The organism is Halomonas sp. GD1P12, assembly GCF_025725645.1.
Taxonomy (GTDB): domain Bacteria; phylum Pseudomonadota; class Gammaproteobacteria; order Pseudomonadales; family Halomonadaceae; genus Vreelandella.
Window position 1 is genome coordinate 901,308 of sequence record NZ_CP107007.1, and the last position, 21,576, is coordinate 922,883.

At 55.7% G+C, this 21,576-nt stretch carries 19 protein-coding genes; 4 read left to right on the top strand and 15 right to left on the bottom strand.

Features of this window, described 5'->3' with window-relative positions; translation table 11 throughout:
• Nucleotides 1-22: 22 nt before the first annotated feature.
• Complete coding sequence (locus tag OCT39_RS04200) at nt 23-1,387, top strand: GntP family permease (protein ID WP_263586445.1); 1,365 nt, start codon at nt 23-25, stop codon at nt 1,385-1,387.
• Nucleotides 1,388-1,435: 48 nt separating this feature from the next.
• Here OCT39_RS04200 and OCT39_RS04205 read toward each other — a convergent pair whose 3' ends face one another.
• The 6 genes from OCT39_RS04205 to OCT39_RS04225 all read right to left on the bottom strand — a co-directional run bounded on the left by OCT39_RS04205 (nt 1,436) and on the right by OCT39_RS04225 (nt 7,229).
• Nucleotides 1,436-2,293 (bottom strand): sugar phosphate isomerase/epimerase family protein, encoded by an 858-nt coding sequence (locus OCT39_RS04205; RefSeq protein WP_263586446.1) that lies wholly within the window; start codon nt 2,291-2,293, stop codon nt 1,436-1,438.
• Between the two features lie 89 nt (nt 2,294-2,382).
• On the bottom strand, nt 2,383-3,384 hold the full coding sequence (locus tag OCT39_RS04210) for a TRAP transporter substrate-binding protein (protein WP_263586447.1): 1,002 nt from the start codon (nt 3,382-3,384) through the stop codon (nt 2,383-2,385).
• A gap of 53 nt (nt 3,385-3,437) precedes the next feature.
• Nucleotides 3,438-4,577, bottom strand: coding sequence for a glycoside hydrolase family 105 protein (locus OCT39_RS04215; RefSeq protein WP_263586448.1), 1,140 nt, complete (start codon nt 4,575-4,577; stop codon nt 3,438-3,440).
• Between the two features lie 30 nt (nt 4,578-4,607).
• Nucleotides 4,608-5,906 carry a TRAP transporter large permease gene (locus tag OCT39_RS04220; protein ID WP_263586449.1) on the bottom strand — a complete coding sequence of 433 codons (1,299 nt, stop codon included), beginning with the start codon at nt 5,904-5,906 and terminating at the stop codon, nt 4,608-4,610.
• Nucleotides 5,903-6,394, bottom strand: coding sequence for a TRAP transporter small permease (locus tag OCT39_RS17435; RefSeq protein ID WP_412031134.1), 492 nt, complete (start codon nt 6,392-6,394; stop codon nt 5,903-5,905). Before OCT39_RS17435 ends, OCT39_RS04220 begins: the two co-directional genes overlap by 4 nt.
• A gap of 85 nt (nt 6,395-6,479) precedes the next feature.
• Nucleotides 6,480-7,229 (bottom strand): oligogalacturonate-specific porin KdgM family protein, encoded by a 750-nt coding sequence (locus tag OCT39_RS04225; protein WP_263586450.1) that lies wholly within the window; start codon nt 7,227-7,229, stop codon nt 6,480-6,482.
• Between the two features lie 249 nt (nt 7,230-7,478).
• Here OCT39_RS04225 and kdgR point away from each other — a divergent pair, with 249 nt between their 5' ends.
• Complete coding sequence (gene kdgR, locus OCT39_RS04230) at nt 7,479-8,276, top strand: DNA-binding transcriptional regulator KdgR (RefSeq protein ID WP_263586451.1); 798 nt, start codon at nt 7,479-7,481, stop codon at nt 8,274-8,276.
• Between the two features lie 56 nt (nt 8,277-8,332).
• On the opposite strand, the gene kduD is transcribed toward kdgR, so the two are convergent.
• The 3 genes from kduD to OCT39_RS04245 form a co-directional block, all read right to left on the bottom strand.
• The gene (kduD, locus tag OCT39_RS04235; RefSeq protein WP_263586452.1) at nt 8,333-9,094 is read right to left on the bottom strand and encodes a 2-dehydro-3-deoxy-D-gluconate 5-dehydrogenase KduD; all 762 of its coding nucleotides are present in this window, start codon (nt 9,092-9,094) and stop codon (nt 8,333-8,335) included.
• 14 nt (nt 9,095-9,108) lie between these two features.
• Nucleotides 9,109-9,945, bottom strand: a complete 837-nt coding sequence (gene kduI, locus OCT39_RS04240; protein WP_263586453.1) for a 5-dehydro-4-deoxy-D-glucuronate isomerase — start codon at nt 9,943-9,945, stop codon at nt 9,109-9,111.
• Between the two features lie 179 nt (nt 9,946-10,124).
• Complete coding sequence (locus tag OCT39_RS04245; RefSeq protein ID WP_263586454.1) at nt 10,125-10,820, bottom strand: response regulator transcription factor; 696 nt, start codon at nt 10,818-10,820, stop codon at nt 10,125-10,127.
• A 153-nt stretch (nt 10,821-10,973) separates the two neighbouring features.
• Between OCT39_RS04245 and OCT39_RS04250 the strand changes: the two genes are divergently transcribed.
• A complete protein-coding gene (locus OCT39_RS04250) occupies nt 10,974-11,474 on the top strand; it encodes a molybdopterin-dependent oxidoreductase (RefSeq protein ID WP_263586455.1) in 501 nt (166 codons plus the stop codon).
• 23 nt (nt 11,475-11,497) lie between these two features.
• Nucleotides 11,498-13,750 carry an ATP-binding protein gene (locus tag OCT39_RS04255; RefSeq protein WP_263586456.1) on the top strand — a complete coding sequence of 751 codons (2,253 nt, stop codon included), beginning with the start codon at nt 11,498-11,500 and terminating at the stop codon, nt 13,748-13,750.
• On the opposite strand, the gene OCT39_RS04260 is transcribed toward OCT39_RS04255, so the two are convergent.
• From OCT39_RS04260 to OCT39_RS04285, 6 genes are all read right to left on the bottom strand, one after another.
• Nucleotides 13,711-14,904: an EAL domain-containing response regulator gene (locus OCT39_RS04260; RefSeq protein ID WP_263586457.1), complete on the bottom strand. Its 1,194-nt coding sequence runs from the start codon at nt 14,902-14,904 to the stop codon at nt 13,711-13,713. The genes OCT39_RS04255 and OCT39_RS04260 overlap by 40 nt on opposite strands.
• 124 nt (nt 14,905-15,028) lie before the next feature.
• Entirely contained in the window at nt 15,029-16,696 is a 1,668-nt protein-coding gene (locus OCT39_RS04265; protein ID WP_263586458.1) for a methyl-accepting chemotaxis protein, read from the bottom strand.
• A gap of 164 nt (nt 16,697-16,860) precedes the next feature.
• Nucleotides 16,861-18,699 carry an ABC transporter ATP-binding protein gene (locus OCT39_RS04270; RefSeq protein ID WP_263586459.1) on the bottom strand — a complete coding sequence of 613 codons (1,839 nt, stop codon included), beginning with the start codon at nt 18,697-18,699 and terminating at the stop codon, nt 16,861-16,863.
• Nucleotides 18,700-18,783: 84 nt separating this feature from the next.
• Nucleotides 18,784-20,400: a gamma-glutamyltransferase family protein gene (locus OCT39_RS04275; RefSeq protein ID WP_263586460.1), complete on the bottom strand. Its 1,617-nt coding sequence runs from the start codon at nt 20,398-20,400 to the stop codon at nt 18,784-18,786.
• 17 nt (nt 20,401-20,417) lie between these two features.
• On the bottom strand, nt 20,418-20,948 hold the full coding sequence (locus tag OCT39_RS04280) for a chromate transporter (protein WP_263586461.1): 531 nt from the start codon (nt 20,946-20,948) through the stop codon (nt 20,418-20,420).
• Nucleotides 20,945-21,520 carry a chromate transporter gene (locus tag OCT39_RS04285; RefSeq protein WP_263586462.1) on the bottom strand — a complete coding sequence of 192 codons (576 nt, stop codon included), beginning with the start codon at nt 21,518-21,520 and terminating at the stop codon, nt 20,945-20,947. The genes OCT39_RS04280 and OCT39_RS04285 overlap by 4 nt, the downstream gene beginning before the upstream one ends.
• Nucleotides 21,521-21,576: the final 56 nt, after the last annotated feature.

The following is a 21,576-nucleotide window of genomic DNA, read 5'->3' on the forward strand; positions in this document are numbered from 1 at the left end:
CGATAATAGTGGAGAACACGCCATGGAAGTATTGCACCTTGCGGTAGCGATCTTGTTGATCCTGCTGCTCATTCTTTACGTGAAATTAAACGCTGCCATTAGCCTGGTAGTGGGTTGCCTCTATCTTGGGTTATCCATGGGCCTTGGAATGACGGGAACCGTCGACGCCATCGGCGCGGGTTTTGGTAATATCATGACGGCCATCGGACTGCCGATTGGCTTTGGCGTCATCATTGGTCAGCTCATGAGCGATTCGGGGGCTGCGCACAAAATCGCCTACCGGCTGGTCGACAGTGCACCCAAAGGTGCCGGGTTATACGCCTTGGGGCTGACCGGGTTTCTGTTATCGATCCCGGTGTTTTTCGATGTCACGTTTGTGATACTCGTGCCTCTCGGCGTAGCCTTGGCCAAAACTCTTGGAAAGCCCCTGCCTTACGCCATTGGTGCGCTTGTCATTGGCGCAGCTACCTCGCACACCATCGTGCCGCCTACCCCCAACCCGTTGGCGGCTGCCTCCATCCTTGGTTTTGATATCGGCATCATGACCTTTGCTGGATTGACCGTCGGGCTGATTACCGCACTGATCGTCATGAAACTCTATTTCATGCTGCTCGATGCCGGTATCTGGAACGCTGCCAAGGACGAGCTCGCGATCAATGAGATCGATGAGCAGGAGCAAAGCGTTACTGCAACCCCCGAATTACCCGATATGCCGCTGTGGCAGGCGTTGGCGCCCATTGCCATTCCAATTTTGCTTATCCTGAGTGGAACACTTTACGACTACGCGCAGCAAATCGGCATGCTTGGTGGTACAGACCTGCCTGGTTTCGTCGCCTTTGTGAGCGACCGAATCGTGGCCTTGATGCTCGGGGCTATTGCCGCCTACGCCATTGCCATTCCATTGATGTCTCGAGATCGTTGCGATGTGTCGGCATCGAAAGGTTTGCAAACGGCGGGTCTTGTACTGTTGGTTACAGGAGCTGGCGGCTCGTTGGGGGCCGTGATCCAGCAAACGCAAATCGGCGAAATGCTCGTTGATCAACTGTTTCGAGATACCCAATCCGCCTTGGGCATGGTGCTGTTGACCTACTCCCTGGCGGCCATTTTCCGTATTGCGCAGGGCTCTGGTACCGTGGCCGGTATCACCGCGATGACGATAATGGCGGGGGCAGCCTCAACAGGGGTCGTCGAGCCTTTATGGATTGCCTTGGCTGCCTTGGCTGGGGGTATTAGTATTGGCCACGTTAACGATAGTGGCTTTTGGATTACCACTCAGTTGGCCCGATTCACCGTTCGCGGTGGATTTAAAACTTATACGCTGGGTGAGGCTATGGTGTCATTGACAATTCTTGCGCTGACCATCGTTGGCGTGTTGATCTGGAATTGACCCGACGATTTTTGGGTCTTTACTAGCTAACAGGTTGGCGCCGACTTGTTACCGGGGCTGATTGCTGATGGTAGAGCCGACGTTTCCCAGGGACTCAATAAAGGCTAGGCTTGCTTCAATATCCTTTGCATGAATTTCATCCATGATGATATCGATGTAAGGCTTTTTATCGATTAACTGCTCAAATATCAGCTGATAATCGAGCAAGCCTTTGCCCAGCGGCGCAAACTTTAGGCGATCGTCCTCAACAACGAAGTCTTTGGCGTGAATAACGGCGACTTTGTCGCCCCACTCGGAAATGGCGCTGCTTAGAATCTCTCGTTGGTTATGGTAATTGTCACTCGTTAATAGATTGACTGGATCGAAAATAATCTGCAGATTGTTCGAAGGCACGGCGTTCACCAAGCGGCGTACTTTATCAACGCTGTGTAAGGGGTGATTAACGCCAGGCTCTATCCCTACAATAACTCCGAAGTTCTCTGCTTCCAGGACCAGCTCTTTGACGCTCTCAACCATATCAGCAAAGGCTTTTTCCGTAAAATTTTCTTCGGTGTACACGATCTCAGCGTTTACATTGCCGGTTTCGGTGCCCACAATACTACAACCGAAATCCCGAGCATATTTCAGGTGCTCCTTGAACAAGGTTAACGCCCGCTGACGCTTTTGCTGGTCAGGGTGGATGATATTAACGTAGCAGCCCAGCACCGATATTCGCAGACCCTTTTTGCTAAAAGCCGTCTGGATATGGTTAGCCAATCCTGGAGTAATAAATCCCGTTTCAGGGGTAAGGTCGAAGGATTTACCTAGTGCGAGCTGTACTGTATTAATTTGCCGTGATGACAAGTCGCTGACAAGATCACTCAGTGTCTGTTTAGGCAAATCATGGGCTCTGATACCAATGTTCATGATATATCCTTTAAGTAAATCGATTAAAAGTAGGAGTTGGCAAAAAAGGCGTAGCCATTAATGCTACGCCCATGGTAAATAAAATACTCTTACTGAGTGCTAACTGCTTTTATCTGTTGATAGACTGCGAGCTCTTCCGGCGTACTCTCTAACGTTTCGTAAATAGGTTGAACGGCCTGCTGGAAGGGAGCGATATCCACTTCATTAATGGTAACCCCGAACTCATCCTGAATTTGTGTGCGAGCAGTGGTGATTGCTTCTCGCCAATGTTCTACTTGAGACTGGGTCGACTCTTCTAGCGCTTCCATTACCGCCGTTTGCTGTTCGTCCGATAGTGAGTCTATTACACGGTTGCTAATCAAAATGATGTCGGGAATTCGGGTATGGCCGTCCAGAGTATAGTAGTCAACAACCTCACCATGGCGGGCCGCGGTGAGAGCGAACTCGTTGTTTTCAGCACCGTCTAGTACTCCTTGTTGTAGTGCTGTATAGACTTCTTCTTGAGCCATCACTACCGGTGAGGCGCCCAGCAGCTTCATGGTGTCGATAGCGGTTTGACTTTGCATTACTCGGATTTTTTTACCCGCTAAATCTTCGACCTGCTCGATGGGCTCGTTGGTCATGTAAAAGTTGCGCTGTCCGGAGTCATACCAGCCAACACCAACGAATCCTTGATCTTGTGTCGATTGATAAACGTCCGACATGATCTCTTCATCGTTCATAACGCGATAAAAGTGTTCTTCGTCATCGAACAAGTACGGCATCGAAAAAACATCATAAAGAGGTGAGAAACTGCCCATTAGCCCACCGGATACTTTGGTCATATCGACGGCGCCCGCTTGAAGCAGTTCGACGAGCTCGCTTTCGCCGCCTAACTGGCTATCTGGAAAATAGGAGACCGTGATTGATCCATTGCTCTTCTCCTCTACCAGCTCTCCAAAGAGCGCCAGTGCATCCTTGACTGGTTGCGCATTCTGGGCATAAGCCAGCTTCAGATTGATATTTTGCTCCGCTAAGGCGTTCCCGGAGGCGAGTGCAAATATAGTGATCGTGGCGGACAAGATTGTTTTTGGGTAGCGAGATGCGATCATTGTTTACTCCATATTGGTATTGTTGATATTAATGATGCGTTTAACACACTGAATCAAAGGTATGTCCTCATATACTCGGAAAGGCATAATATAGACATGGCTTGACCGTATGGCATTGATGTCAATGGTATTTCTTTATAAAAGTCGAGGCTATCTCCCATGGCTGTTCCAAATGAAACCTGTTCTAGTTCACCTTCAGAATTTATATTGTCGATAACGCCCCTAACTGCTTTTTCCGCGACGTGAGCGTAACTTTTATCGATATAGCGTAAGCGCACTGCCTTGAGTAAGCCGTAGGCAAAGCCGGCTGTTGCCGAAGCTTCAAGGTAAGAGTCCGAGTCATTCATCAGGGTGTGCCAAAGACCATTGCCCGCTTGCCATTGGGCAAGCGCTTCAACTTGTGAATTCAGTACCTGAACGAGGTGACGACGAAACGCATCGTGTTTCGGCAGATCAAGTAGCTCTAAGAAATCAGGAATGACGATAGTTAACCAGCTGTTGCCCCTTGCCCAAAGTGCATTAGCGTAATTGTGGTTGCCGTCAAACGTCCAGCCATGAAACCAGGCACCGGACTGTTTATCCATCAGATATTGGATATGAATCAGAAATTGGTATTTCGCCTCCTCCACATACTCTGGTTTATTCAACAGCTGACCGATCTTGGCAAGAGGCATCACGCTCATCATCAGCGTGTCATCCCAAAGCTGCTGATGGTTTTCGTTATTATAAACGATATGCTGAAGCCCGCCTTTTTCCGTGCGCGGCATGTCATACATGACCCACTCTGCCCAAGCTTCCAGGTAGGGTAACCACTCCCTGTTACCATTTTCTTCATAACGATAGGCAAGAGTCAAAAATGGGCAGACGGTATTTACGTTCTTGGTTGCCAGTGGTTCTGCGAAGCGATCTTCAAACCACTGATCAATGATGGCGAGCGCCTCTTTATCGGATGTTTGCTCATAATACTTGTACATACCGTAAAGGCCGATACCGTGGGTCCACTCCCAGCCAGCCCACCCCTTGGTATCGATCGTTCTTCCGTCGTCAAGGTGGAGCAGATATTCACCGGTCTGATCATGTATATTAACCAGGTTATGAATGTTGCTTTTTATTAAACCGATCAGTTCTCGACGTCCAATAAAATGCTCTTTCTTTCTCAATAATTCGCTGTGTTTTACTTCAAATACTTTCATTGACGTATGCTCCACTAATAAGGAATGGCGTTATAGACCCATGAGTCTAGGTAGAAATAGTGTGATTTGAGGAATGTAAGTAATCAATAAAAGAATAGCCACGATTACGAAATAGAAAGGAAGTAGAGGCAGCAGCAGTTTTTCGACTTTTTCTTTAGCAACGCCTGCACCTACGAACAGGCCCGTTCCAACCGGTGGCGTGATGGTGCCGATACAAAGATTGAATACCATAATAATGCCAAAGTGTACTGGGTCGATGCCGATTTGTGTGGTTATCGGCAATAAAATTGGAGTGAAAATAAGAATGGCTGGGCCTATATCTAAAAAGCAGCCGATGACGAGCAACATCAGAGTGATGACCAGTAAGACAATGGTCGGGTTGGCCGAGATTTCTAAAATAGCAGTACTTAATGCACCAGGTAGGCCAGTTATTGACATCGCAAATGACATGGCTGCAGAGGCAGCTAAAAGAAACATGATGACGCCAGTCGTCTCGAGTGCTTTTATCAACGCCATCATGAAAGAGGAAAAGTTGATAGTCCGGTAAATGCCTATGGTTAGCAACATAGTGTAGAGAACAGAAATCGCAGATGCCTCAACTGCCGTAAAAATGCCCAGTACGATCCCGCCTATAATAATGAAAATTAATAACAGACTTGGCAGCGCATCGGTAATTATCTTCCTAACCGAGGAGTTATTTAGATCGATATAGTTAGTATAACCCCGCCCTTTTGCTATCAGGTAGGCGACCAACATGCAGCCTACTCCCCATAGACAGCCAGCAATAAGGCCTCCGGCGAAAAGAGCAGAAATGGAAGTTCCTCCACTAGCAAGGGCGTAGAGAATAAATGCCGTAGTGGGTGGAATAAGCATTCCGGTCGGGGCCGATGCAATATTGGCGGCTGCCGAGAAAGGACGGCTATAGCCTTCTTTTTCGCTCATGGGCACCATGACACCGCCAATCGAAGTAGACGCGGCAATTGCCGAGCCCGAGATGGCGCCAAACATCATATTGCCAACGATATTTGTATGAGCCAGAGAGCCCGGGATTCTCCCACTGAACAATTTGGCAAAATTGACCAAGCGTAATGCAATCCCACCATGATTCATCAAGACACCTGACAGGATAAAAAAGGGTATGGCAAGTAGCGTAAAGCTATCCAGGCTCGATACCATCTTCTGCGCGGTAGTGAAAATAGCGATTTCCATTGGTAGCGCCATCAGGATCGTTGCCATCGATGAAACGGCGATACAAATCCCAATAGGTGCGCCGATGAGGAGTAGAACAAAAAACGTCACGATTAATAAAAGACCGGCATCCAGCATCATGGTGTGACACTCCTGGAAGGAACCCTTTTCTTGATGAGGAGGGCACAGTTATTAAGACAGTAAATGATGATCAATACGCCCGAAACGGGAAGAGATAGATATAAGTACCCCTTGGCAATGTTAAGAAGAGGGTACATCTGCGCCATGCTATTGCTGGTCGCCTTGACTCCGCCATAAATAAGCACGATGGCTGCGAATAATATGAAAAGTACTTCCATCAGCACGCTCGAGATGATTCTCCACCGACCGGTAAGGCGGTCGGTTAGTAGTGTCAGGCTAACGTGCTCTCTTTGTCCAACCACATAGGCAATAGCCAGCATCGAAAGCCATACCAATGAGAATCTCAGTAAGGTTTCAGAAATAGTGCTGGGGTTATTGAGTAAGTAGCGTGCGATTACTTGCCAGCTGGCCACGCCCACCATGCTTATGAACAGAAGGCAGCATAAGTATTTCAAGGCGAAATCCATAGCGGCATGTATTCTCAACATCGCGTTTACCCTACTTTACGAGGAAATAATGGTAGAGCTTGCCAGCCCGGTTAAATCGTGTGGAACACCCTACCTGCGCTTATCTTTAAAATTTATATTGATAGCCCAGTAGCCAAGAGCTATTGCGTTGGCCGGGATCAATGACAGCCTCATCGCTGTTCTGATCGCGCCTTATATAGCCACCAAAAATCGTGTTACTGGCATTGAGTTGGTTGAAGACCAGAAATTCCTGCTCGAAGTAATCACGATTCCCGGTGCCGAAATCAGGCGACCTATTTTCGTGTTTGAAGTGATAGTGGGGGTTGTACAGGAACATCCATTGGTCACTTATGTTATAAGTGGCATAAAGGTCGATGCGCCCGGCGCGACCTTCTTCTGCTGTTTCATGGGTAGTTTCATGCTCGTAGCGATAACGGCCGGCCAGCCCCCAGCCTTCGCCTTGGTAGCCCAGTCTTACCCCTGCTAAAGCACGTGTCACATTCGACCTGAACTTGGCTCCTGCTTGGGGCGTCAGTGACCACCGACTGTCGTTATCGAGCTGGAAACGAGGAAAGGAGTAATTAACGAACGCTTCGTCGTGCTTTGGCCAACCGCTTTCATGAATATCTTTCTGCCAAAACCAGGATTTCTCGAACATCAGTGAAGAAGTATCTTCAAAGATGCGAGTAATAGCGACCTTGGGTAAGGTGAGTGCGTGGTCATTGGTTGTATGTTCGAGCTTGGTGGTCAAAATATGCTCGGCAGACCATACAGGTAGGCTCTGTGTCAGCAACGCGCAGGCTGCTGTGAAACCAGCCACCCGAGAAAAACGGGCTGAGTGGCGAAATGCGCTCATGACGACTCCATTGTTGATTTTATTAGGTAATACAGCCCAGTAACAATCAATAATCCTAAGACTGAGACTGGGGTTCTGTGTAAATGTAACAACGTGCCTATAAAAATGAAACGTTGTTTCTTTTATACTTTAGTCGCTTTCTGGTAACTTTCTCTTTGTTCAGCTTCACCTTGGGAACTGGCAATTACCATATTTTTGCGTTAAATTCAGAACGATAGTCCAATTTTAATGAAACGAGGTTTGAAGGATATGGCCGCTTCCCAGAAGCCCGACAATGTGGCTGCGGTAATGAAGGTTTTTGCAATCCTGGAAGGGCTCGCCGCGCAGCCTAGTATTGGCCTTTCTGAGCTCTCGCAGCGTTCGCTTACCTCGAAAAGTACGGCCTATCGGTTTTTGCAGACCATGAAAGAGCTGGGCTATGTCTCGCAGGAGGAGGAGTCGGAGAAGTACGCGCTGACCTTCAAGCTTTTTGAATTAGGTGGGGCGGCTCTTGAGCATGTCGAGCTAATTCCATTGGCTAATGTTGAGATGCGCAAACTTTCAGAGCAGACCCACGAGGCGATCCACTTGGGAGCCCTGGACGAAGATAGCCAGCATATTGTCTACCTGCACAAATACGACTCGCAGTTCAATTTGTGCATGAATTCCAGGGTGGGGCGCCGAAGTCCGGTTTATTCAACATCGATGGGCAAGACACTGCTTGCATGGATGGATGACAATAGAGCGCAGGAGATACTTGCCAAAACGCATTTTATTGCAAGAACAAGGTACACATTGACCAGTGCACAGCAGGTCCTGGATGAGTTACCCGGCATCCGTCAAGAGGGCGTTGCTGAAGACAGGGAGGAAGCCGAACTGGGCGTTCGATGCTTGTCGGTTCCGGTGTTTGATCGGTTTGGGCAGGCAATTGCTGCCTTGAGCCTATCGTTTCCCGTAGTACGTTATGAAGAGCAAAAACGCGACGAGTATATGGCGCTGCTTTTTGACGCAGGGAAGCGAATTTCTTCAGGACTGGGGTTTTACGATTACCCATTCTCTCGTTCTTGAAAAAGAAAAAGCTCTAATAGAGGCGCCAAACGAGAAGGTTGGCGCCTCTTTCTCATTTAACGGGCTAGCCACCCTCCATCGACGGCAAGCGTGTGTCCTTGCACGTAATTCGAGGCATCCGATGCAAGAAAAACGGCCGCTCCTGCCAAGTCGTCTGGTGTACCCCATTGGCCTGCCGGAATACGGGCTAGAATTTCTTGACTTCGCTGCGGGTCTTTACGTAGCGCTTCGGTGTTGTTGGTGGCCATGTAGCCGGGCGCAATGGCATTGACATTGATACCCTCGGACGCCCATTCGTTTGCCAATAAGCGTGTCAGACCCAGCACGCCGCTTTTGGAAGCAGTATAAGAGGGCACGCGGATGCCACCCTGAAAGGAGAGCATTGATGCAATGTTTATGATTTTACCGCGCTGCTTTTTTGCAATGCAGGCTCGCGCGAAAGCCTGAGACAGAAAGAAAATACTCTTGAGATTGACATCGAGCACTTCATCCCAATCCTTTTCAGTGAATTCCAGCGCACTCTCCCGGCGAATGGTGCCCGCATTGTTGATCAGGATGTCGGTTTGGCCAAAGTGCTGCTCTGCCTTCTCTATAATAGAGGGGATGGGAGCGATGCTCCCAAGTTCTTCCTGAATGGATAAAAACTCTACTCCCAATGCTTCAACCCGCTGGCGGGTGTCGTCCGGCGAACGTCGGTTAACGCCCACAATGTGGCAACCTGCGCGAGCCAAACCAAGCGCCATGCCTTGCCCCAATCCTGTATTACAACCAGTGATGATGGCAACCTTGCCACTTAAATCAAAAAGAGTATTGCTCATGCGGGCTCCCGGTTTTAGCGAAGTTCATCCATGGGGATATGATCCATATCGGAGAACGTTTGGTTCTCGCCGGCCATGGCCCAGATAAAGGTATAGCGACCGGTGCCGACGCCAGAATGAATCGACCAGCTGGGCGAAAGCGCAACCTGACGATTACGGACCACGAGATGACGCGTTTCCTGAGGTTTGCCCATCATATGAAATACGACGCTGTCATCTGCCATGTCGAAATAGAAATAGGCTTCCATCCTGCGCTCATGAGTATGGCAGGGCATGGTATTCCATAGGCTACCTTCTTCCAAGCGGGTCATGCCCATCAATAGCTGGCAGGTAGGTAGCACATCCGGTACGAAATACTTGTAAATGGTGCGTTCGTTGCTGTTGGCGGCGTTGCCTAGCGTTTGAGGTGAGGCATCTTCAAGAGTTACTTTCCGGGTAGGGTATTGCTGATGGGCAGGCGTACAGCACATATAAAAAGCGGCCGGGTTATTAGCATCATCGCTCTCAAACTGGACATCACGACTCTCTTTGCCGATATAGACCCCTTCATGGGTCGCAACCTCGTAGCGTGTTCCATCCACGGTAATGCTGCCAGGCCCACCAATATTGATGGTGCCTAGTTCACGCCGCTCGAGGAAGTAGTCGGTGCCCGTGTGTTGACACATGGATGTCGATATGGCGATCGGACTATCGACCGGCAGCGCACCGCCTACTATCAATCTATCCAGGTGGCTGTATACGACCGTAAGTTCGCCCTCTTGAAATAATTTTTCAATAAGAAACTGGTTGCGAAGGCTTTCAGTATCCAGCTGTTTTGCATGCTCGCTATGAATAGCTTCACGAAATTCCATACATTCTCCGAAATGTTGTTCTTAAAAAAAAGAAACGACGGTTCATGATAGCATCGAGTATGCTTTTTTCAACTTGGCTAACGCCTATTCTTATATACGCCAACTCGCTTTCGCTCTTACAACAAAAAAAGCAGCGCCCCTTTTGATTGGGCGCTGCTTTTTTATTGATTGATGCCGATTTAATCGCTTGGTGAGCAGCTCTCCAGCCGATACCCCGACTGATACACGCTTTTCAGCCGCAGCCCGTGGCGGCCGTCGAGCTCCAGTTTGCGCCGCAGGCGGCTGACGTGGGTGTCGACGGTGCGAGTCGGCAGGTCCCCCTTCAACCCCCACACCAGCTCCAACAGGTGCGGCCGAGTGAGCGTGGCGCCGAGCTTGCTGAACAGTAGCGCGGCCAAACGGTACTCGCGCTCCGTCAGGTCCGCAGGTTCGGCGTTAAGATAAATCTGGCGCTGGTCGCTATCCATCGAGTAGGCATCGCCAATACTTGCGGCGGCCGGCGCCGGCGACTGCCAGGTGCGCCGGCCGAGCGCGTTGATTCGCGCCAACAGCTCTCTAGGGCGTAGCGGTTTGGCGAGAAAGTCATCGGCGCCTTGTTCCAGCGCCTGCACCACGTCGTCTTCATGCTGGCTTGCCGTAATGAAGAGAATCGGTCCCTTCCAGCCATCGTGGCGGCGTAGATGCCCCACTACATCCATACCGCAGCCGTCGGGCAGCCGCCAGTCGATGATCAGAAAATCGAAAAGCTGCTGATCCATGTGCCGACGAAGCTCGCTTGCGCGACCAAACAGCGACACCCGGTGCTGTTCGACCGCCAGGCACTGCTCGATGTACGCCTGCTGATCCGGGTCGTCTTCCAATACACCAATATGCATGGGTGAGTCCTCGCTGTCTGGCTTCGCTCTCGGCCAAAAGACGTATCTGTCATCGCGCCGAGCATATCGACACAAAGGTTCACAGTTAGGCGTTGAGCGGCCGATCTATAATCAAGGCTTGGAGATCCGCGTCTTACCAGGAGTCTTGACACCATGCGCTACCCGGTCGCCCTTGCCCCCGCGTTACTGTTACTCTCTTTATCGGCCGCTGGCGAAAATCTTGAGCCGCCCAAGGGGCCCGTGCTGCTCGTCGTGTCGGGCAATCTCGACAACACCAACGTCGGTGACGAGGCGCATTTTGATCGCGCGATGCTGGAGGCGCTCGAGCAGCACGACACCCTCACGCATACGCCCTGGCACGACGGCGCGGTCAATTTTTCCGGCCCTTTGGGCCGCGCGCTACTCGAAGCCGTGGGCAGCGACAGCGACCAGGTGCGGGTCACGGCGCTCAATGACTACGCGGCGACGATACCGGTCAGCGATTTCTATCAGTACGATGTGATCTTTGCGATGCGCGCCGACGGCGAGCCGCTTCGCGTACGCGACCAGGGGCCGCTGTTCGTGATCTATCCCTTCGACGATGACCCGAATCTTTTGAACGAACTCACGCTCACCCGCTCGGTGTGGCAGGTCAACCGACTCGACATCGAGTAAGCCCATACGGGAAGACTGCCCCGATGAAGATACTCCAGCGCTACTTTTCCAATGGGGCCAGAATCGCCACGTTTTCGGCGATTCTTTTCTTTTTCTCGGCGCTGGCCACCGGTGGCATGATCTATTACCGCCAGTACGCGTTGGAAAATCGCCTGCTCGAAAATCTGCTCTGGTCCGCCTACCAGTTCGACCGCGAGGCGCGGGAGTTTCGGCTGGAGCTTTTACAGGCGGCCCCCGAGAGCGCCTCGGCCGAGGCGCTTTTGACCCGCTTCGAAATTCTCTATAGCCGGCAGATGCTGCTTCAACGTGGAGACATGGGCAAGGAGATCGACCAGGTCGATAGCCTGCGCACGCGGGTAGAGAATTCCCTGGTCGAGATCACGGCGCTGGATACGCTGCTGGAAGATCTGTGGGATAACCCGGAAGGCCTCTCGCCGGCGCTGCTTGAATCGCTGCGTGCTCGGGCAACGAGCCTGCAAGCGCTGACCGCGGAAGTACTGGTCGAAACCAACGCAAGCGTCGTGCAGGCACGCACCCAGGAGCGGGAGAGCTTGAACCGGCTCTATGGGCTTGCGCTGATACTGATTACGCTGTTGATGCTTTCCGGTGCCCTGCTGGTGCGGGCGCTGGTGCTCGAGGGGCGATCGAATCTGGCCAAGGCGCGGGCGCTGGAAAAGCAGAGTCTGGAGCTCAACGCGACCGCGCAAAAGGCGGAAACCGCCAGCCGCGCCAAGTCGGAGTTCATGGCGATCGTCAGCCATGAAATACGCACGCCGCTCAACGGCATCGTCGGCATGGCCGATTTGCTCACGGATGAGGTAAAAACGCCGGCGGCCAACGACTATCTGTTGGCCATCAAGCGAAGCGCCGAGAGCCTTCGCTGCGCGATCAACGATATTCTGGACTACACCAAGATCGAGTCGGGCTATCTGGATCTCAACGCCCAGCCCTTCGATCTGCATCAGTGCATCGACGAGCTCTGCTCCGGTTACGCGCTGCAGGCGCAGGCCCGCGCCGTGGCGTTCGATGCTACCCAAGCCGACGATCTGCCGCGCTTTGTTATAGGCGACCGCGCACGCATCCGCCAAATTTTGATGAACCTGATCAACAACGCGCTGAAATTCACCGAGGAAGGGTTCGTCAAGTGCGCGGTGACCGCCTCGGCGCCGGGCATGGTCTGCTTCGAGATTCGCGATACCGGCTGCGGCATCAGCGAGCAGAATCAGGCCCTGCTGTTTTCAGCGTTCTCCCAGGTCGATACGTCGATGTCTCGCCGCCACGAAGGCACGGGGCTGGGGCTTGCAATCTGCAAGCGGCTGGTCGAGTCGATGGGAGGCGAGATCGGTGTCATCAGCGTGGAAAACGTAGGCAGTCGCTTCTGGTTCACGTTGGCGCTGCCTACCTGTGAGGCGCCGGAGGTTTACGCTCCGCAAAGCGAGCAATCCTGCACTATTCAAAACCGACACATTCTGGTGGTCGAGGATAATCCGCTCAACCAGACCGTCGCGTGCCAAATGCTCGAGCGGCTGGGCCAGCGCGCAAGCATTGCTGAAAACGGTGAGTCGGCGCTTGCCCTGCTGGCCAAACGGCGCGACGACATCGATCTGGTGCTCATGGATATGCAGATGCCAGTGCTGGATGGGCTGCAAACCACCGAGCAGTGGCGCGCTCGGGAACGCGAACACGGGCTTTCACCTCTGCCGATCGTCGCCATGACCGCCAACGTCATGCCGGAGCACCGCGCACGCTGTATGCAAAGTGGTATGGACGACATGATTCATAAGCCCTTTACCCGCGACGAGCTGTACCAGATGCTCTGTCGCCACCTGTCGCCATCGCCTTTGTGTGAAGCGTCGAACGCGCGAACCGAAGAGGCGGCAAGGGCGAAAGAGAGGGCTTCTGCCGTGAGCTGCGTTGCCCAGCCGGATACCCGTGTGCTCGACCCGGATACCTGCACGGAACTCAAGGAGACGTTCGATGCCGCAGCGCTGAACACGCTTTTGACAACCTTTCTAAATCGATTGGACGAGCGCCGGGAAAAACTTTCGAGCCACTTGGCCGGCAAGCGACGCGAGGCGTTTCAACAGGAGGCACACTCGCTCAAGGGGGCGGCGTCATCGCTTGGCTGTTCGGCCATCGCCGAGTGGGCAAGCCAGATGGAGCGCCGGGCGCTCGAGGCGCCCCTGAAGGAGTTGAACGACGGGGTGGCGCGTCTGCCCGCCTTGAAAACGTTGACTCAGCAGGTGCTCGAGAAGGAGGGGGTACTGGCGGGTTGAGCCGACTCGTGTGAGCGACGCTCCCCCAGCCACTGCTCAAAAGCCGCCGCGCTTTGCGGTCGGGCGAGGTAATACCCTTGCCCCATACTGCACCCCGCCTCGGTTAGCAGATCGAGCTGCACCTGGGTCTCGATGCCCTCGGCGACGACTTCGAGCCCCATGCGTTTGCCCAGATCGATCACGGAAAGCGAAATCGCGCGCGCGGCGTCGTCCTGCTCCATCAATGAGACGAAGCTGCGATCCACCTTGAGCTCGTCAAAGGGAAGTCGGTAGAGCTGTCTTAGCGAGGAGTAGCCGGTGCCGAAATCATCGAGTGACAAACGACAGCCCAGATCGCGCAGCGCCTCCAGTACGTGGCGCGCATAGTTCAAACACTCTATTCCCACCGACTCCGTTAGTTCCAGCGTCAGGCGCGCCGGCCCCGTGACGTAATGGCTTTTGAGTCGCTTGAACGACTCGATGACGCCTTCCTCCTTGACGAAATCCGCCGGGACGTTGACGGCGACGTTCAAAGCCCAGCCCTTGGCCTGCCAGCGGACCTGCTGGGCCAGCGCAAGTTCGAGCACCTGCCAGGTCAGCGCGCCTATCAGACCATGCTTTTCTGCCATCGGGATGAAGCTATCTGGAAACAGCAGCCCAAGCGTCGGATGTTGCCACCGCACCAACGCTTCGACGCCTTTGATAGCGCCCCGCTGCAAATCCTGCTGGGGCTGATAGACCAAAAACAGCTCGCCGCCCTCGAGGGCCTGGGTGAGGTCCTCGGCCGTTGGCATCCCGGCCTTCGCCTCGAGCGGTGAAAGAAACGCCGGCAGGCCGGTCAGGAAGCCGGACTTGGGCAAAAAGCCCAGCATTTGCAGCCCCTTCGCTCGGCCGGCGTCGATGGCGCGGGTCACGTTCTCGGAGGCGCTGGCGCTAATCAGTAAAATCGCCGCGTTCAGGCGCAGGTCGTAGAGGTAATCGAGAATATCGAGACCGGTAAACTCGCCAAGCTCCAGATCGAGGAGAATAAGCGTCGCCTCGAGCAGCGAGGGTTGACGAACCAGTTCACCTAAACTGCCCACCGTTTCGACCGCGAAACCATGCTGCTCCAGCAGCAGTTTGCTCAGTAGCTGGACGTCCCTGTCGTCATCGATTACAAGCGCCGTAGCGGCCATACCCTGTCCTTTGAACGTTGTTCGTTATTGAATCCAATCGGCTGATGTTTGAATAAATTCAGTGCCCGAGATAAATGAGCGTTTGAAAAGGCAAACGTCACTCCCTGCTCCAGCGAGGCGGGCATCAAAAGGCGGTCCACTCGGGTTGAGCCGGCGCCGGCGAGAGGCGGCGCTCCAAAGGCCTGGAAACAGGCGGGGCGCTGGCAGGCGTACGTGGCGTGGAAGCTTGTGACGGTGTCTCGCTGAGTTTGAATGCGCCCACCAACTCACCAAGCCGCGCGGCCTGAGCGCTAAGCTCTGCCGCCGCCGCGCTCGACTCTTCGACCATCGAGGCGTTGTGCTGCGTCATGCCGTCGAGCTCGCTCACCGCATCGTTGACCTGACCGATGCCCACGCTCTGCTCTCGGGCACCGGCGCTGATTTCTGCGATAACGTCAGAGACGCGCTCGATGCTTTTCACCATCTCTGCCATCAGCCGCCCGGTATGCTTGACCTGGCCAACGCCCACCTCGGTTCGGCTCATGGAGCTAGCGATCAGCGCGGCGATGTTGCTGGACGCTTCGCTCGAGCGGCTGGCAAGCATGCGCACCTCCTGAGCGACCACTGCAAAGCCGCGACCGTGCTCACCGGCCCGCGCCGCTTCCACCGAGGCGTTGAGCGCCAGAATGTTGGTTTGAAACGCGATGCCCTCGATCAGCGTCACGATGCTGCTGATTTCCGACGACGACGTGCTGATGTCGTCCATGGTCTGCTCGACGCTCGCCATGGAGTGCTGGCCTTGCTGCGCGAGCTCGCGCGTGGAAAGCGCCAACTGATCGGCCTGTTGCGCCGAATCCGAGGCGGCCTTGACGACCGCGGCGATCTCCTCCATCGAGGCCGAGGTTTGCTGCAGGTTGGCGGCGGCCTGCTCGGTACGCGCGGAGAGTTCCTGACTGCCGGTCGCGATTTCCGTCGAGGCGTGAGTGAGGCTTGCGGTACTGGCGCTGACGCTCTGCAGCGTCTTGTCGATGTGGCGAATGAAACCATCAAAAGCGTGCGCCAGCTCGCCGATCTCGTCGCGGCGCTGGCTATCGATACGCGCGGTCAAATCGCCATCGCCGTTACTGATGTCATCGATACGCCGGCTGATCTGACGCAGCGCCCTGGACATCATCCGAGGACCCATCACGGCAATCAGTGACGCGATGACGAACACCGCCAGGGCAAAGAGGAACGTCGCCATCTGCTGCGAGTGAATACGTTGAACGACCGCCGCCTGGGCTTCGTAAATGGCGGTTTCGATGCTCGCGCCCGCGATGTCATAAACGGCGCGCAGCTCGTTGAAGTGCTCGAGCGATTCACCGTTCATCAGCGCCAGTGCCTCGGTCAACTGGCCGCGTTGGTGCAGATCGAATACCTGCGACGCGCTCGAAAGCCAGGCACTGTAAAGCGCCTCGAAACCGTCGGTTTGCGATGTCAGCGCTGGATAGTCCTGCATCCGTTCGAGATAGAGCGCCATGCGCTCCTGGGCCTGCTGCGCGTTGTCGCGAAACTCGTCGAAAAGCTCGGCGGCGCGTGTCGAGCCGGCCGGCGTAAGCAGCGTCGTTACCTCGGCAAGACGTGCCTGGTAGAGGTCACGGTCGCCGTTGAGCGTGGCCGTCGAGGCAGGAATGTAGTGGTCGATAAACGTATCCAGACGATGTTTGACCGTGTTGACCAGCTGCGTGTCAGCCAGCACGACCAGAAGAAGCGACAGGGCGACGGCGATGAACACCAGCGCATACTTCACTTTTATAAGACGGAAACGGTTCATGAGAAATACTCATTAAGTAGGATATAATGAGTAGAAGGTAGTCTTAAAGTGTGAGTTATAGCGAGTGTTATACATCACTGTTCACACTTGTTTACCTTTTTGCGAGATTGAGTTGACAGGTGCGATATGACACCCCTCTTTCCCCCTCTTTCCCCCTCTTGATTCTATTGATAACCCTTTGCCTGCAAACGGAAAAGCTGCGCGTAGCGGCCATTTTCTGCCAGCAGCGCGTCGTGGGTGCCGCGCTCGATGATATGACCCTGGTCCATGACCAGGATCAGATCCGCGCTTCGCACGGTGGAGAAGCGGTGCGAGATCAAAATCGTCATCTTGTCGCGGCTGTGGGCGCGAAAGCGGGCGAAGACGTCGGCCTCGGCGGCGGCGTCCATGGCGGCGGTGGGCTCGTCGAGTACTAAAATATCCGCCTCCTTGCGCATGTAGGCGCGCGAAAGCGCTACTTTCTGCCACTGGCCGCCGGAAAGCTCCTGACCATTTTTGAACCAGCGGCCAAGCTGGGTCTGGTAGCCGGCGGGCATCTGTTCGATGAAACCATCGGCCAGCCCAAAGTGCGCCGCCTGCTGCCAACGGCTCTGGTCATCGAAGGCGTCGATGTCGCCCACGCCCAGGTTTTCGCCCACCGGTAGCTGATAGCGCACGAAGTCCTGGAAGATCACGCCGACGCGTTTTCTTAACGTCTGCGCCTCCCAATCGCGCAGGTCGCTGCCATCGAGCAGAATGCGACCTTCAACGGGCGAGTAGAGCCGCGTCAACAGCTTGATCAGCGTCGTCTTCCCCGAGCCATTTTCGCCCACCAGCGCCAGGCTCTGGCCCGGTGCCAGGTGCAGCGAAATATCGCGAAGTACGACGCGCCCGTTTGGGTAGGCGAACGTGACGCTCTCGAAGCGCAGCCCGTCGCCGGGCACCTTGCCTTGAGTCAGCGTGCCGCCTTCTGCCTCGGTGGGGTGTTCCAGGTAGTCGTAAAGGTTGGACAGGTAGAGGTTATCCTCGTACATGCCGCTGATCGCGGTGAGAATGGCCGACAGCGCCGACTGGCCCTGCTTGAATACCATCAGGTACATCGTCATCTGTCCAAGCGTGATCGCGCCGATCACGGTTTCGAGCACCACCCAGCCGTAGGCGATATAAAACGTGGCGGTGCCCAAAAGCCCCAGCAGAAATCCCCAGCCTTCGCGCTTGAGGGTCAAAAGCCGATCCTCGGCGAACAGTCGATCGAAGATGGCCCGGTAGCGACTCAGAAACAGCGGCTCCAGGCCGAAGAGCTTGACCTCCTTGATACTGTCCTCGCGCGCCAGCACGGTTTCCAGGTAGCTCTGCATGCGCGTTTCCGGCGAGCGCCGGCGAAAAAGGCGAAAGGCATCGCCGGAGAACTTCGCTTCAGAAACGAACACCGGCACGGCGCCGGCAGCCAGAATCAACAGCGCCCAGGGCGAAAACTGCACCAGCAGCACGCTGAAGCTACAAAGCGATATCGCGTTTTGCAGAAAGCCGAAGGTTTTGGTCACCAGCGCCAGCGGCCGCGTCGAGGCCTCGCGCCGGGCGCGGGTCAGCTTGTCGTAGAGTTCGGAGTCCTCGAACTGGGAAAGCGATAGCGTGCCCGCTTTTTCCAGAATCAGCACGTTCACCTTCTGGCCCAGCAGCGCGCGCAAAAGCGACTGCTGAGCGGCGAGCCCGCGCTGAGCCAGCGCCATCACCGCGATGATCAGCGCCTCGAGGGCCACCAGCCACAGCACCGGCGCCAGAATGATCCAAAGCACCGGGTCCTCGGCGGCTTCAAACGTCTGCATGGCGCCGACCACGCCGTCGACGATCAACTGGCCCACCCAGGCCGCCACCGCCGGCAGCACCCCGGCCACCAGCGTGCACAGCGCAAGCCCTAGCGTCATCCAGCGCGAGGTGTCCCACACCAGCGAAAGCGCCCGCCGGCTGTAGCGAAACACGCTGAAAAAGCCGGCAATCGACGATGTAGAGCTCAACAGGGCCATGCGAGGCGACCACCTATAACCGGAGAAAAGCGCCATGATGCATCGCTTTGCCCCGGACCACCAGGTGATCCTGCGCTTATGGGCTCAAAGCGGCAGCACCGCGCCGTCGGTGCGCGGCTCGGTTCCGCCCTGGAGCACGCCGGACTCGGCATTGCGCAAAATGATCTGGCCACGGCCGAAACTGATCGAATCGGCGACCTTGACGATTTTATGCCCGCGCCGGGCAAGTGCCAGCGCCAGGTGATTGGGGAAGTCGGCCTCGACCTCGATGGTTTTACCTTCGACCCACTTCCAGCGCGGCATGTCCAGCGCCGCCTGGGCGTTGAGCCCATCGTTCAAAAGCCCGGTGACGACCTGCACGTGGCCCTGGGGCTGCATGTAGCCGCCCATGACGCCGAAGGGGCCCACCGCCTGATCGCCTTTGGTAATAAAGCCTGGGATGATGGTGTGGTAGGTGCGCTTGTGGGGGGCGAGCGCGTTGGCGTGGTCCGGGTCGAGCGAGAAGGAGCTACCGCGGTTTTGCAGGCTGATGCCGGTTTTCGGGACGACCATGCCCGAGCCAAAGCCGTGAAAATTGCTCTGAATGAACGACACCATGTTGCCTTCCTCATCGGCGGTGGCGAGATACACCGTGCCGCCCTGAAACGGGTTGCCGTGGGTCGGGTCGACAGCCTGCTCACCAATCAGCGCGGCGCGCGATTTCAGGTACTCGTCGCTCAAGAGCTGCTCGGTGGTGTGCGCCATGGCGCCGCGCTCGGTCAAGTGCTTGAAGCCGTCCATGTAGGCGAGCTTGGTCGCCTCGATGCGCCGGTGCAGGGTCTCGACCGTATCGCTGCTCTCTTCGAGTTGGTCGAGCATACCCAGCGCCTGCAGTACGATCAGCCCGCTGCCGTTGGGCGGAATCTCCCAGATATCATGGCCCTGGTAGCGCACGCCGATCGGGTCGACCCACTCCGGCGCGTAACCGGCCAGGTCTTCCTTACGCAGCAAGCCACCGTGTTCGCGAGAAAACGCATCGATACGCTCGGCGAGCTCGCCGGTGTAAAACGTCTGGGCGCGGGTCTCGGCAATCGCCCTGAGGCTTTCGGCGTGGCCGGGGGAGGCCCATATCTGGCCGGGCTGCGGCGCGCGGCCGTTGGGCGCGAAGGTGTCGAACCAGGCCGTAAAAGCGGGGTCATCATAAGCGGCGTAGGTATGAACCGCCTCGGCCCACATCTGATGAATCACCGGGGTGACTGCAAAACCCTCTTCAGCAAGCGCGATGGCCGGTGCCAACAGCTCGGCAAAGGGGAGCCTGCCAAAGCGCTCGGACAGCGCCGCCCAGGCGGCCGGGGCGCCGGGAATGGTGACCGGCAACATGCCGTGACTCGGTATCCGGTCATGGCCCAGCGCTTTCATCGCCTCGATGGTGGCGGCCTTCGGCGCTTGGCCGCTGGCGTTCAGCCCGTGCAGCTTCCCGTTCACCCAGACGATCGCGAAGGCGTCGCTGCCGATGCCGTTGGAGGTAGGTTCCACCACGGTCAGCGCAGCGGCGGTGGCGATCGCCGCATCCACGGCGTTGCCGCCTTGCTGCAGGATAGTGATTCCCACCTGAGCGGCCAGCGGCTGGGAGGTGGCGACCATGCCGCGTTTGCCAAAGGTGGTCATGCGCCGTGATGCGCTGGGATAGTAGAGAGCGTCATGATGAACGTCGTGTTGCATATCGAAATCCTTGTGAATCAGCCCAGCAGAAGGGCGCCGTAGAGCAGCGCGCCGAGCACCACAAACGCCGGATGGACGTTTAGCCACACCAGCGCCGCAGCGGCCACGGCGCCGATGATCAGCGTATGAACGAGCCCGGCGCTCTCCATGCCTTCCAGAAAGAAGCCCAGGGTGAGCCAGGCCATCATGACGGCGATGACCGGGCGCACCCACTGGCTCATGCGTTTGACGCGCGGCGATTCGCGGTGGCGGTAAAGAAGGCCGAGCGCCCCGAGCATGAGCAGAAGCGACGGCACCACGGTGGCCAGCACCGCCACCAGCGCCCCCAGGGCACCGGCGACCTCATAACCGATGTAGCCGGCCATCTTGGTGGCGATAGGGCTTGGCAGCGCGTTGCCCAGTGCCAGGGTTTCGGCGAAGCCCTGGGAGGTCATCCAGCCGTAGCGGCCGACGACCTCGGCCTCGATCAACGGGATGATGGCCGGGCCGCCGCCATAGCCAATGATGTTGGGAATGAAAAACGCCAGAAAAAGCTCCCAGTAGATCATGCGGACTCCTCCGGAGGCTTTTGTCGAGCGGCGTTTGGCTTGCGCTTGGGCGAAAGGAGCGCCGAGGCGAGCAGGGCGCCGATGATGAGTCCCGGGTGGACCCCGAGCCCATAGATCAGCCCGCCGGCCACCAGGGCGATGGCAATGCTTATAAGCCAGCCAAGCGAAGCTTTGGATTTTTCCAGAAAGTCCCAGGTCAACTGACCCATCATGATCATGACCACCGGAATCACCGCTTGGCCCATGCCGCGAATCCAGCCGACATCGCGGTAGCGGCTGAACACGCCGAGCATCACGATCATGGCGACGATCATCGGGCCGATCACGGCCAGCACCGACATGAGACATCCTGCCGTGCCGCCTACCCGGTAGCCTATATAGCCCGGTATCTTGGTCGCGATCGGGCCGGGCAAGGTGTTGCCGATCGCCAGAACGTCGGCAAACTCTTCGTCGGTGAGCCACGCGTGACGCTTGACCACCTCGGCGTGGATCAGCGGAATCATCGACGGTCCGCCGCCGAAACCGAAAATGCCCACGCGAAAAAAGGCCCAAAACAGTGCCAGTAGTGTCATCGAAGTGATCGCTCTTGTACGTCGTCGTGTTGTCGAAGGCTTTTGAGAAAAGCGGT

Excerpts from the sequence above, each read along its gene's own strand:
- OCT39_RS04215 (WP_263586448.1), bottom strand. The coding sequence starts at position 4,577 with ATGAAAGTATTTGAAGTAAAACACAGCGAATTATTGAGAAAGAAAGAG.
- kduI (WP_263586453.1), bottom strand. The coding sequence starts at position 9,945 with ATGGAATTTCGTGAAGCTATTCATAGCGAGCATGCAAAACAGCTGGAT.
- OCT39_RS04210 (WP_263586447.1), bottom strand. The coding sequence starts at position 3,384 with ATGATCGCATCTCGCTACCCAAAAACAATCTTGTCCGCCACGATCACT.
- OCT39_RS04200 (WP_263586445.1), top strand. The coding sequence starts at position 23 with ATGGAAGTATTGCACCTTGCGGTAGCGATCTTGTTGATCCTGCTGCTC.
- OCT39_RS04270 (WP_263586459.1), bottom strand. The coding sequence starts at position 18,699 with ATGGCCCTGTTGAGCTCTACATCGTCGATTGCCGGCTTTTTCAGCGTG.
- OCT39_RS04265 (WP_263586458.1), bottom strand. The coding sequence starts at position 16,696 with ATGAACCGTTTCCGTCTTATAAAAGTGAAGTATGCGCTGGTGTTCATC.
- kduD (WP_263586452.1), bottom strand. The coding sequence starts at position 9,094 with ATGAGCAATACTCTTTTTGATTTAAGTGGCAAGGTTGCCATCATCACT.
- OCT39_RS04225 (WP_263586450.1), bottom strand. The coding sequence starts at position 7,229 with ATGAGCGCATTTCGCCACTCAGCCCGTTTTTCTCGGGTGGCTGGTTTC.
- OCT39_RS04285 (WP_263586462.1), bottom strand. The coding sequence starts at position 21,520 with ATGACACTACTGGCACTGTTTTGGGCCTTTTTTCGCGTGGGCATTTTC.
- OCT39_RS17435 (WP_412031134.1), bottom strand. The coding sequence starts at position 6,394 with ATGTTGAGAATACATGCCGCTATGGATTTCGCCTTGAAATACTTATGC.
- OCT39_RS04220 (WP_263586449.1), bottom strand. The coding sequence starts at position 5,906 with ATGATGCTGGATGCCGGTCTTTTATTAATCGTGACGTTTTTTGTTCTA.
- OCT39_RS04280 (WP_263586461.1), bottom strand. The coding sequence starts at position 20,948 with ATGATCTACTGGGAGCTTTTTCTGGCGTTTTTCATTCCCAACATCATT.
- OCT39_RS04250 (WP_263586455.1), top strand. The coding sequence starts at position 10,974 with ATGCGCTACCCGGTCGCCCTTGCCCCCGCGTTACTGTTACTCTCTTTA.
- OCT39_RS04255 (WP_263586456.1), top strand. The coding sequence starts at position 11,498 with ATGAAGATACTCCAGCGCTACTTTTCCAATGGGGCCAGAATCGCCACG.
- OCT39_RS04205 (WP_263586446.1), bottom strand. The coding sequence starts at position 2,293 with ATGAACATTGGTATCAGAGCCCATGATTTGCCTAAACAGACACTGAGT.
- OCT39_RS04275 (WP_263586460.1), bottom strand. The coding sequence starts at position 20,400 with ATGCAACACGACGTTCATCATGACGCTCTCTACTATCCCAGCGCATCA.
- OCT39_RS04245 (WP_263586454.1), bottom strand. The coding sequence starts at position 10,820 with ATGCATATTGGTGTATTGGAAGACGACCCGGATCAGCAGGCGTACATC.
- OCT39_RS04260 (WP_263586457.1), bottom strand. The coding sequence starts at position 14,904 with ATGGCCGCTACGGCGCTTGTAATCGATGACGACAGGGACGTCCAGCTA.
- kdgR (WP_263586451.1), top strand. The coding sequence starts at position 7,479 with ATGGCCGCTTCCCAGAAGCCCGACAATGTGGCTGCGGTAATGAAGGTT.